Below are 11,916 nucleotides of genomic sequence, written 5' to 3'. Positions count from 1 at the left end.
CGGCTATTTCATCCGCAGCAATCCTTTCGCGCCGCCTGCGATCAACAGGCTTGCATCGGCCAAGGGCGCAATCGGTGCGATGGTCGAGGGGGCTGCCAGATAGCGGGGTTGCCAATCGGGATCGAATTTTTCCTTGAACCCGCGCAGGCCCTGAAAGTTGTAAAAATGCGCGCCGTGGCGATACACCGTGGCGCCCAGACGGTTCCATGTTTTGGCATTCGGCCCTGTCCCGATGCCAGAAAGCGGCGCCATTCCCAGCGAGAACTGCCGATATCCATCGGCTTTCAACTGTAACATCAACTCGGTGAACAAAAACTCCATCAGCCCTTTGGGGGCGTCATTGCTGTAGCGCATCAAGTCAATCGAGGCGCGTTCCCCGGTTCCGCCCGCCAGAATATTGGCAAATGCCACCACGCGCCCCTCAAACCAGACAAGGGCAAGGTCGCATTCCGACAGCCAGACCTCATTGAATCGCCCGACCGAAAACCCCTTTTCCTGCGCATGTTTGGCCCCCAGCCATTGATCGGAAATCAAGCGTAGCTGCCGCAACAATTCATCGTCATATGGCGGCGAACAGCGCGTCAGCGACAACCCATCACGCCCCGCACGGGCATGGCTGGTTCTCAGCTTCTTGCGCTTTGGCCCATCGAGCGAAAAGCGCGTCAAATCCACAACCGCTTCTTCGCCCATTTTGAACAGGTTTAACCCAAGATCCAACATCAGCGGCAAACTGGCTGACGGCACCTCATAAAAGACGGGCCGCGCGCCTGCCGTATGCGCCGCATCGGCAAAGGCCAAGGCCACATCTTGCGCGCTTTCCTCGGGGCCAACCGGCCCGCCCAATGCAATCCACGACCGGCCTTGCACGGCATACATGATAAAGGCCGCCTTATCCTCGCTGAACATCAGGGCCTTATCGCCTGTCAGGGCAAAGAGGGCGTCGGCGGCGGGGCTGGTTGCGATGATTTGGCGGGCGGTGGCCAAGGCGGCATCATCGGCTGTGGTGGGCGTTACGCGGGGGGCTTGCAACAGAGTGATGAAAACGATGCTGGCCAATGCCATGGCCCCCAACATCCCAGCCCGCAGGGCGCGGGGAATATGGGCATCAATGGCATAGCTCCACAGCATCTCGTTTGAAAAGGACGTGCTTTTGTGGGCAAAGAACAGAACGAACCCGCATGAGACTGCCAGCAAACCCAATAACACCAACCAGCGCCGCGATAGCGGTTCATGCAGCAGGTTTGACCGGCGGTAAAACTCTGACCGGAACGGCAAAAGAATTGCGGCAACCAGCAGCAAAATGCCCGCCCGTTCATAATCCAACCCGCTGACAAGCGCGGTCACAATACCCACGGCCAAAGCCATGATCGTCAGCCCAAAGGCTGCATTGCTGCGCCGATAAAGGCCATGTGACAACACCACCAAACCAACCCCCAACAGGCTGGACAGCAAGGCCCCGCCTTCGATGAAGGCAAGCGGGAACAAGATTTCAGTGGCTTCGGCGGCATCTGACAAGGGCGGCACCAAGGCAGAAAATGACATGAGCAGGCCAGAGCCGAACACCATGGCCGAAATGGCCACAGGAATGATTGGCCCTGCTGCTTTTAGCGCCGGCTGTATGGCGGTCAGTACCGATGCAGTGCTGCGGCCTGTCTTGGCGCGCATCAGGCCCATCGCCTCAAAAACCGACAGGGCGATCATCGCCAGCACAAACGGCACGAGGAAATAGGTGATCCGGTAAAGCAAAAGCGCGGCTGCCGCCTCTGGCACAGGAACGCTGGCCGGAAGGGCCGCGAGAACAACAGTTTCAAATACGCCGATACCACCCGGAACGTGGCTGATTATCCCGGCCATGGTGGCGGCCGCGAACACCGCAACAAAGGTCAAAAACCCCAAATCACCGGTGGGCAACAGCAGGTAAAGTGCGAGCGCTGCAAAGCCAATGTCGCAAAGCGAAAACACAACCTGACCGGCAAGCACCGAAGGCGATGGCGCACGAAGGGTAAACCGCCCTATCTTCAGGGTTTTTTGACTGATTGCAGCCCAGAGCAAGGGCAGCACTATGCCCAATGCCCCGCAGGTCGCCAAAAGCCGCAACTGGCTTTCACTGACAAAGGCAAGCGGCCCCAAAGCGCCGGGATGAATGGCAAGCGACACAAAACCAACCAGTGTTGCCGCCACCCCAAAAGAGACAGCCGTAAAGGTTGAAATTGCGGCCACCTCATAGGCGTCCAACCCCAAGCCGGAATAAATACGGTATCGCACAGCGCCGCCCGAGACGGCAGCCAAACCAATGGTATTGCCAAAGGAATAGGCCAAAAGACCCCCCGTGATGGTCACAGGCAACGGCAGCGGTTTGCCGATAAATCGCAGCGCCGACCAGTCATAGCCAACAAGGCTGAGATAGGCGAGAAATGTAGACAGCAAGGCCGCGCTCATAGTGGCCACAGGCACGGCGCGAACCTGCGCCATGACTTGTGAAAGCTGCACGGTCGCCAGCAAGTGATAGAGCGCGTAAGCCCCGGCAGTAAAAAGCGCCAATGCCACAATGACCGGGACAAGATGTTTCGCACGCGCCCAGATCGGGCCATTCATGGCAACGGTTTGGCTATTTGGCATTGGTTCGATGGTGCTTTCAAATGGGGTATTCAGCCCGTTATATGCCCATGATTTGTCTGCAAAGGCAAAGATGTAAAAAGGACGGGCCCTTTCGGGGGCAAGGGCCCGTCAGTTGCCCATAATCCCGAGGCAGGAAGGTTGGGCTTGGGAAACCGTCCAGTGATGCCATATGGCCCGGCCAGCCTTTGCCTTGCCTTACGGCGAGATTACAATTTTGTATTCTCAGAGTCCGATTCAGAATGGTCTGAATGATTTCAGGCTTTTGCGATGAGGCGGGTGATCCGGCGGATGTGGGCGATCAGCAGCCATGCCTCAGCGCTCTCGATGGTTTTTTCCCAATCCCTTGCCAGGCGCCGACAGCGGCCAAGCCAAGCAAATGTGCGCTCCACGACCCATCTGCGCGGCGGTACCTCAAACCCCTTGGCGGTATCGGATCGCGTGACGATTTGCAGCGTCCAGCGCCCGAGGCTGACAAGGGCGTCACGCAGTTTCGGAGCCTCGCGGCGCAGCCTGGCAAAGACCCCGGGCGCGCCATCGCGATCCTGAATGCCAGCGCTGTGGACCGTGCAGGCGAGCAGGTTGCCGCAGGTGTCGGTGATTATATGGCGTTTGCGGCCTTTGATCCGCTTGCCCGCGTCGAAGCCGGAAAGGGACGTGTTTTCAGAGGTTTTTACGCTCTGGCTATCGATTACGCCGGCTGTCGGCTGCGCCTTGCGTCCCGCCGCCTGGCGCGCCCGTGCAACCAGCGCTCGATTGATCTCCGCCATAAGCCCATCGTTGCGCCAGCGGTAGAAATAATACCGTACCGTCGAGACTGGTGGGAAATCGCGCGGCAACAGCGACCAAGCGCATCCCGAGGCCGCGATATACTGGATGGCATCCCAGACCTTGCGCAGGTCAACTTTTCGCGGACGTCCCAGACGGGACGGGCCCGGTAAAAGTGGGCGAATAACAGCCCACTCTTCTGCCGTCAAATCACTTGGATAACGCGCAGTCTTGCGCTTATGCTGGGTGCGGGTGAGTTCGGTCCAGGCCATCATGATCTCCGTTCTGTGTCGCAACTGAACAGAATCATAACCTACTGAACTCACTCAACTCATTTTCGATCAGGCTCTCAGACTTGTCCAGCCAGCAACGCCATGCCCGCATTTTTCAAAAGCCTAATCCAATGGGCCGACAAGCTGTCGATTGATATTGAAAAGATCGAAACCGAAGTGAGGGGCGCACAATGACCGAGAATAATACAACCATTGAGCGGGCCTATGCACTTGTGAGCCTGCTGCAAATTCTATCACTTGCCACCGATGGTGAGCAAATCGCGGGCAAGACCTTTGAACTATCGGGCGGCGGCAAGGTTTTGGATATGGCTGCTGAAATGGCATTCGACATTCTGGGGGAGCTAGAGCGGGCCGAAATGGACGGGCCGAAAAGCGCGACTGCTTAGGCCCTACCTAGCGAATTGAAAGAAGGCCCTGCCTAGCGCGGGGCTTTTTGCTTTCGAACGCCGCCCAAGGGCGCAGCGCAGCCATTCCGAGACTGCCCGGAGAGTGAGTAACCGTCACTGAAAGCAGGGAATAGCAGTACGATACGCGCGCACGCGCGAGGGCAGTGTTTTTCATGCGGGACGCAGCCCTATTGCCCATCCTAACCGATTTATCCCCGCTCGGTGTGCAAAGGCAAAACCTGAAAACGGCGCGCGCACAGATGTTAAGTTGCACCCGTTGCCGTGCCGATGTGCATTCGCGGACCAATACGCGCGTACGCGCGGCCCATACTTTTGGGGCCTGCCGTTTTCGCCCTGCGAGATTTAAGGCAATGTCGGTATTGACGAAACGCTTCGACGAAATAATTATTGCCCCGGCACAACATAAAGAGGCCCACCAAAGGGGCTGCCTGCTCCATATGGATTGTTGATGCTATCTGGCGAGTATGGGCTACCGTATCGACCATAGGGGTTGCTGGTAGAGTCTGGGTCATATGGGTTGGAACTAAGTCGCCCGCGATAGTTACCATTTTGGTCGTAAATCTGAGGGGCGTTAGTTGCGTAAGGATTGCTCCATGAATTATTGCTATAGGGGCTTCCTGCGTCACTATATGGATTCATCAAGCCGTTAGGTTCGTAAGGACTACCTGCTCCATATGGATTTGAAAGGCAGTTTGGATCGTATGGGCATTGGGCGAAAGCCGATGTAGCAAACAAAATGCTAGAAATGAAAACCCAAAAAAACTTAGTCACTTGGCAATCCTCTCTATAGAAATTGGCTACAAACCGGGCATGGGAAGATGTCTACTTCTACGACATAGAAATCATGCTGTCCTGAAGTGATCCAGATACTTAAGGGTGGATACTACGCGCCGCCGGCAAACTTGGAAGTTCCAATCGAGCAGAGCGTAACAGCCGCCCATCAAGCGTTTTCCCTATGTGGGGCGCTATGATGGGTATAAAGCTACACCTTCCATTTAATTCAATTAAATCAAAGGCAAGTGGCGGATGGGGTGGGATTCGAACCCACGGTACGGTTCCCCGTACGCTAGTTTTCAAGACTAGAGCCTTAAACCACTCGGCCACCCATCCGTGCGTCGCTCTCATACCACGACCTTACGGGAATTCAAGCCCATGTCACAGCATTATAGTGTGTCGGTGGTTGCGATATTTGTTTTATATCTCACTCACTGCAAAATCCGAAACGTCTCGTCGGGTATGGCACAGAATGAATTGGTCCTACTTATTGGGATACCAGACTTGGTTCGGGCGCGTGAATGGCAGTTTCCTATCCGTCCGGTGTCGTCGCTCTGACGGGATGATGGAGTGCCCGCTAGATCTCCACCATTGATAGTAAGCATCTTGAGGTGGGCGTCAGAAGAAGCGGGTTTGGTCAGACGATGAGAAGCTTTCGATCTGCGGGCAGGCGTGGGTATGGCTGGCTGCGGGCGTCACGGACATGCGGCGCGGGTTCAATATGCTGGCGGCACAGGCGGAACAGGTTCTGGCCGAGAACCCATACGCCGGCCACATGTTTGTCTTCCGCAGTCGCCGGGGTGATCTTTTGAAGATCATCTCCCTCTCATGCATGTTTACATGCGTGAAAGGGGGGCAATGGATGGCTTCGCCGGGTTCAATGGGCTGTTCGGCAGGGGAAAGCCGATGCGCAAGCCTGCATAGTTCATATACGCCGCAAGTTCGTCGACGAGGGCGAGCGCAGCGGCTTTCCTATTGCCCAACAAGATGGCGCGGCGCGTGTGGTCTTTCTGCCATGCCGGCAGCGTGATATGACACCTGTTAGCCATCGGGCGATTTCATTCTACAGATCGCGCTTCGGTGAGGGTGGAGGCAAGGGGTGCAACCCTTGCGTTCGTTAATTGTGTCATCGTGCCATTACAATGCCAACATCAAAATGGTATTAATTCATATGGCACCCCCTAAAAAAGATACGCAAGCGCTGACGCTCCGGCTTTCTCGATCACTGATCGACGCAATCGACGACCGTCGGCGATTGGAAGCTGACCTGCCCACACGCCCCGAAATGATACGGCGGGCATTGGTTCAATGGCTTGAAAGTGAAGATAAAAAGTGAGCGCTGGCAGAGATATTGGGCCCAGTTTTTTTCAACGCTAGCCAATTGCATGTGCCGGAAAGCCAGATTTGCAAGGCCTACAAGCTCGGCGGAAATTTCAGACAGCCGGACTCGATCAAGCATTTGGTGCGATGTGTCATTGTAGGTATTAGGGTCAGAACCTCTCGGCGGGGCCTGAAACGATGCTTTTGGCCTTCGTCATGGCGATTGTGTTGAAAATCGCGCTTTGTGGCATCGTGAAATCCGGCTATCAAGGTCTTGAAACACTTGTTCTTTCCTTTGAAATTCGGATTCTCAATCGGTGAACTCAGGTCCTGCCTCTTTCCTGTCGCGTTGCGTTTCGGTTGATCTGGAAATCAATCCAAAGACGGCGAAGGTGTTTGCATTGGCGGCGGTGAGGGCCGCGGATGGGGAGCGTGTGGCCCATAAATCCGGGCCGTTGGAGACGGGTTTGGACCGGCTTGAGGTGCTGTGTCAGGGTGTGGATCACCTGATCGGCCACAACATTCTGCGCCATGATCTGCCGTATCTGGTGGCGAACCGGGCGCGGCTGGCGCGTTTGGGAGCCGCACCGATTGATACGCTTTGGCTGAACCCGCTCGCCTTTCCGCGCAATCCTTATCACCATTTGGTCAAGCACTATCAGGATGGGCGTTTGCAGGCGGGGCATGTGAATGATCCGGAAATGGATGCGCGGCTGGTTTTGCAGGTGCTGATCGACCAGTTGGAGGCTTTCGCGCGGCTGGGCGACGAAATGCCGGATGCGCTGCTTGCCTATCATCACCTGACCACGCGGGGTGAAAACTCGGCCGGTTTCGGTGCGTTGTTTGAACATCTGCGCGGGCCAGCCCCCGATGCGCGGGCCGCCCATGCCGCCATCCGCCGTCTTCTGGCGGGCCGCGCCTGTGATCATCGGTTAGAGCAAACCCTGCGCCGCTTAGAGGATCCGCGCAATGGCTGGCCGATGGCCTATGCGCTGTCATGGATTTCGGTGGCGGGAGGGGATTCCGTCATGCCGCCCTGGGTGCGGATGCAGTTTCGTGAGGCGTCACTGATCGTGCGGCACCTGCGCGATACCAACTGCGGCGATCCGGTTTGCGGTTGGTGCGCCGAAAACAACGATCCGAACAAGGCGCTGGAACGCTGGTTCGGCTTTCCTGCCTTTCGCCCGCAGCCAGTGGATGACATGGGGCGCCCTTTGCAGGAACGCATCGTGGATGAGGCGATGGCGGGGAAATCGGTTCTTGGTATTCTGCCCACAGGCACAGGTAAATCCGTCTGTTACCAGATCCCGGCGCTATCGCACTTTGACAAGACGGGGGCGCTGACGGTGGTGATCTCGCCGCTTGTGGCGCTGATGGCCGATCAGGTGCAGGGGTTGGCGCGGGCGGGCATCGCCTCGGCGGTCACGGTGAACGGCATGCTGTCGCTGCCCGAACGCCATGACGCCATGGAAAAGGTGCGCATGGGTGATGCGGCGATCTTGCTGATCTCGCCGGAACAGCTGCGCTCGCCTTCAATCCGCACGGTTTTGCAACAGCGTGAGGTCGGGCTGTGGGTGTTGGATGAGGCGCATTGCGTTTCAAAATGGGGCCATGATTTCCGCCCCGACTACCGCTATGTCAGCCGCTTCATCAAGGAGTTCTCGGGCGATACCGTGCCGCCGGTTTTGTGCCTAACGGCAACGGCCAAGCCCGAAGTAGTGCGCGACATTCGCGATCATTTCCAATCGCGCTTGAGTGTGGACCTGCTGTTGCTGGACGGTGGGGCGGTGCGAACCAACCTGTCTTTTGCCGTTCTGCCGACGCAAAAGGCGACCAAGCTGACCGATATTCTGACGGCGATTGAGGTGAACCTGCCACCCGAAGGCGTCTCAGGTGCTGTGGTCTATTGCGCCACGCGCCCGGCAACCGAAAAGGTGGCCGAGTTCCTGAAAGCTCAAGGTTTGGCGGCTGATTTTTTCCACGCTGGCCTGACATCTGACCGCAAGCGCGATGTGCAAGAGGCGTTTCGCACCGGCCAGTTGCGGGTGATTGCGGCCACCAATGCCTTTGGCATGGGGATCGACAAGCCTGATATCCGGCTGGTGGTGCATGGCGATATTCCGGGATCACTGGAAAACTACCTGCAAGAGGCGGGCCGTGCGGGGCGTGACCGTGCGCCTGCCAATTGTGTGCTGCTGTTTGCCCCTGAAGATGTCGAACGCCAGTTCTCGCTTTCCGCCCGGTCGCGGCTTGCACGGCACGAAATCGGCGCGATCCTTAAGGCGTTGCGGCGTCTGGATGCCCGCCAAAAGACCGGAGAGGTGGTGGCCACACCCGGCGAAATCGTGCGCGAGGAAAAGGATCAGGAGTTTGGGCGTGACAAGAACACCGATGACACCCGTGTCAAAACTGCCGTGGCCTGGCTGGAGGAAGCCAAGCTGTTGATGCGCGAGGAGAACCGGGTGCAAGTGTTCCCCTCTTCCTTGCGCATTCGATCTGTGGACGAAGCGGCCGCTATTCTGGCCCGCGCGCAAATCACCGGCATACGGCGCACGCAACTGCTGGACCTTGTGCGCCATGTGATGAACGCCGCCCCGGATGAGGGTGTGTCGACCGATGATTTGACGGGGGCTTGTGGGCTTACAGGCGCGGCACTCCATCGCGCGCTGGCTGATCTGGAAACACTGGGGATTGCCAGCAACGACACCGCCGTCACGGTTTTCGTGCATCTTGGGGTTGAAGATGCCTCGCCCCGCAGGTTGGAGGCTGCCGCGCGTATGGAAGCCGACCTGATTGCCCTGATGCGCGAAGCGGTGCCGGACGGCGAAGGTGCCGAGGCACACCCGTTGCACCTGACTGAGACCTGCCAAGCGATGCGCGAGCGCGGGCATGCCCAAGTGCGCCCCGATCTGGTTGAAGGCATCTTGCGGGGCATAGCCCAAGACGGGCGCGATCAGGACGGCGGGCAGGGCAACATCACCCTGCGCAAGGCCAGCCGGAACACGCTGTTCCTGCGGTTGGAGCGCGCATGGAGGTTTATTGAGCGCGTGGCAGAAGTGCGCAGGCAAGGCGCGCAGATTTTGCTTTCGCATCTGTCGGGCAAAGCGGCCAAGGGCACGCGGGGCAAGGACATTCAGGTAGAAACCACGCTTGGCGATATGGCCGCAGCCTTGAATGGCGACGCGTTGCTGCGGGCCGAGGTGCGCGACATGACGCGCCTGATGGGCCGCGCGCTTTTGTGGCTGCATGAGCAGCAGGTGGTCACATTGGGCCGTGGCCTGACCGTGTTTCGCCCTGCGATCACCGTGCATCTGAACCCCAAGGGTGGCCCCTTCACCGTGCAGAACTTTCTACCGCTAGAGGAACATTACGCCGAGCAGACGATACAAACCCATGTGATGGCGGCCTATGCCGAAAAGGGGCTGGCAGAGATGGCCGCAGCGCAACGCCTGTCCGAGGATTACTTTGTTCTGGAAGGCGATGCTTTTCTGCGCCGATGGTTGCCGGGGCGGGGCGCTGAACTCCGGCGGCAGACAACAGGCACCTCGTGGAAAACAATCGTCGATGCGCTGGACAATCCGGTGCAGCAAGACATCGTCCGCGATGACCGCGAACAAACCAACGTGCTCGTGCTGGCGGGGCCGGGGTCGGGCAAAACGCGGGTGCTGGTGCATCGCATTGCCTATCTGATCCGCGTGCGGCGCGAAGACCCGCGCGGCATTCTGGTGCTGACCTATAACCGCCACGCGGCGGCTGAAATTCGCGAACGCCTGCGCCGCTTGATTGGTGATGATGCGGCGGGGGTGACGGTTTCCACTTGTCACGCGCTGGCGATGCGGCTGGTGGGGGCGAGTTTCGGCGGCGAGGGCCTGCGCGATTTCGACGGCATCATGATGCAGGCGGTGGCCTTGTTGCGCGGGGATGGGCTGACCAAGCCCGAGGCCGAGGCTTTGCGTGAAACCTTGATCCAAGGGTTTCGCTGGCTTTTGGTTGATGAATACCAAGACATCGGCCCCGAGGAATACGCGCTGATCGGTGCCGTTGCGGGCCGGTCATTGGAGGACCCAGACCTGAAGATCAGCCTTTTTGCCGTGGGAGATGACGATCAGAACATCTATGCTTTTGCCGGTGCCTCCATCGACTATATCCGCCGGTTTGAGGCAGATTATGCCGCCAGGCCCGTTTGGCTGACCGAAAACTACCGATCAACCGCGCATATCATTGCCGCCGCCAATGCGGTGATCGCACCCGCTGCCGCGCGAATGAAACTGGGCCATGACATCACTGTGAACCGGGCGCGGGCAAAAGGCGCGCCGGGGGGCGTCTGGGCCGCGCTTGATCCGGTGGCCCAAGGGCGTGTCAGCCTGATTGACTGCGGCCCCGGCGATGCGGCGCAGGCCATGGCGGCATTGGACGATCTGATCCGCCTGTCGCAACTCGACCCCGATTGGTCATGGCGGCGCTGCGCCATCATCGCCCGCGACTGGCGGCGATTGGAACCCGTTCGCGCCTATGCCGAAGCCAAAGGCATACCGGTTGATCTGGCCAATGAAACCCTGCCAAGCCTCTGGCGTCTGCGCGAGATGCAGGCCTTCATCCGCGCCATGCTGGTGGATCGGTCGCGATTGCTGACCATTCCCGATCTGGTGGAAATCCTGAACCAGCAACCACAAACCCGCTGGACCGACCTGATTGGCGAAGGCATCGGCGCTTTGGCGCGCGAGTTGGTAGAAAAGGCCGCCCCGGTGCCCGACCTTGTAGAATGGTTCGGCGCATGGGCGCGCGAGGCACGGGGCGAGCAGCGCGGTCTTTTGCTTCTGACCGCCCATCGCGCCAAAGGGCTGGAGTTTGACCACGTCGCCATCTTGAACGGCGGCTGGGATCGGGCCTCCAAGAACGAAGATGCCGATGCGCCCCGCCGTTTGTTCTATGTTGCAATGACGCGGGCGCGGCACGGCTTGACCGTGATGACCGATGGCCCGCACCCGATGGTCATGCCGGCTGGCCCCATCTTGCCCCGCACCGTCCGGCCCGATGTGTCCGCCCTGCCGCAAACCCGCCTGCGCTATGTTTCGCCCGACCCAAAGCTGGTCGACCTGTCCTTTGCGGGGCGTTTGCCAAAAGGGTACCCCACGCTGGCATCTATCGCCGCCGCTCAGCCAGGTGACCCAGTGACCCTGTTTCGGGATGGCGAGCGCTGGGAAATCCGTGACGCGCAGGGGCGGACCCTGACCCGCCTGTCGCGCGCCTTCTCCCCGCCCGAGGGCGCAACATTCCTGCGCGGCGAGGTTGCCGCCGTTCTGCTGTGGCGCAAAGAGGACGGCCACGAGGATTACCACCATCTGCTCCGACGCGATGAATGGCAGGTGGTTCTGCCAGAGCTCATCTTCCAATCGACACGAGACAGGTAGGCTGCCCCCGGTCGCGCGGGTGAGAATGCCGAAACCTTCCTCACCAGCTTTGATGGCATCCTGCAGGTGGATGGCTATACCGGCTGCAATCGGCTGACCAAGCCCTTGCGCAAGGGTGGCGCGCCCATTCGGGTGGCCCATTTCTGGGCGCATCCATGGCGCAAACCCAAGGAAACCCTCGACCGCGATGGCTCCGAGATTGCCGCTGAGGGGCTGCGCCGCATCGCCGGTTTTCCGCCGTGCAGCGTCCAGACCGTCAGGCGCTTCCAGTTCCTTGTCGCGGCGCTGCAGCCATGCCTTCGCTGTGGTCAGCCGGTCAAAGCTCGA

At 59.0% G+C, this 11,916-nt stretch carries 5 protein-coding genes, 1 tRNA gene and 2 pseudogenes; 5 read left to right on the top strand and 3 right to left on the bottom strand.

Going from position 1 to position 11,916, the window contains the following annotated elements:
* Positions 1–3: 3 nt before the first annotated feature.
* Entirely contained in the window at positions 4–2,619 is a 2,616-nt protein-coding gene (mprF, locus tag VDP61_RS11170) for a bifunctional lysylphosphatidylglycerol flippase/synthetase MprF (RefSeq protein WP_323006976.1), read from the bottom strand.
* A 254-nt stretch (positions 2,620–2,873) separates the two neighbouring features.
* Positions 2,874–3,656, bottom strand: a complete 783-nt coding sequence (locus tag VDP61_RS11165; protein WP_323006975.1) for an IS5 family transposase — start codon at positions 3,654–3,656, stop codon at positions 2,874–2,876.
* 191 nt (positions 3,657–3,847) lie between these two features.
* On the opposite strand from VDP61_RS11165, the gene VDP61_RS11160 reads away from it, so the two are divergent.
* On the top strand, positions 3,848–4,063 hold the full coding sequence (locus VDP61_RS11160; protein ID WP_323006974.1) for a hypothetical protein: 216 nt from the start codon (positions 3,848–3,850) through the stop codon (positions 4,061–4,063).
* A gap of 1,041 nt (positions 4,064–5,104) precedes the next feature.
* Here the strand turns inward: VDP61_RS11160 and VDP61_RS11155 are convergent.
* A tRNA-Ser gene (locus VDP61_RS11155) sits at positions 5,105–5,194 on the bottom strand.
* Positions 5,195–5,516: 322 nt separating this feature from the next.
* Between VDP61_RS11155 and tnpB the strand changes: the two are divergent.
* From tnpB to VDP61_RS11135, 4 genes and pseudogenes are all read left to right on the top strand, one after another.
* Positions 5,517–5,699, top strand: a pseudogene (tnpB, locus tag VDP61_RS11150) (IS66 family insertion sequence element accessory protein TnpB); the annotation flags it as partial.
* Between the two features lie 267 nt (positions 5,700–5,966).
* Positions 5,967–6,194, top strand: a complete 228-nt coding sequence (locus tag VDP61_RS11145; RefSeq protein ID WP_323006973.1) for a hypothetical protein — start codon at positions 5,967–5,969, stop codon at positions 6,192–6,194.
* Positions 6,195–6,579: 385 nt separating this feature from the next.
* The gene (locus VDP61_RS11140; RefSeq protein ID WP_416236531.1) at positions 6,580–11,589 is read left to right on the top strand and encodes a RecQ family ATP-dependent DNA helicase; all 5,010 of its coding nucleotides are present in this window, start codon (positions 6,580–6,582) and stop codon (positions 11,587–11,589) included.
* A gap of 15 nt (positions 11,590–11,604) precedes the next feature.
* A pseudogene (locus VDP61_RS11135) lies at positions 11,605–11,916 on the top strand (IS66 family transposase); the annotation flags it as partial.

The organism is Pseudorhodobacter sp. (genome assembly GCF_034675685.1).
In the GTDB taxonomy this organism is placed as follows: Bacteria; Pseudomonadota; Alphaproteobacteria; order Rhodobacterales; family Rhodobacteraceae; genus Pseudorhodobacter.
Note: the sequence above shows the minus strand (reverse complement) of the source record. Positions and strands in the feature narration are given on the sequence as shown.

Excerpts from the sequence above, each read along its gene's own strand:
- mprF (WP_323006976.1), bottom strand. The coding sequence starts at position 2,619 with ATGCCAAATAGCCAAACCGTTGCCATGAATGGCCCGATCTGGGCGCGT.
- VDP61_RS11165 (WP_323006975.1), bottom strand. The coding sequence starts at position 3,656 with ATGGCCTGGACCGAACTCACCCGCACCCAGCATAAGCGCAAGACTGCG.
- VDP61_RS11160 (WP_323006974.1), top strand. The coding sequence starts at position 3,848 with ATGACCGAGAATAATACAACCATTGAGCGGGCCTATGCACTTGTGAGC.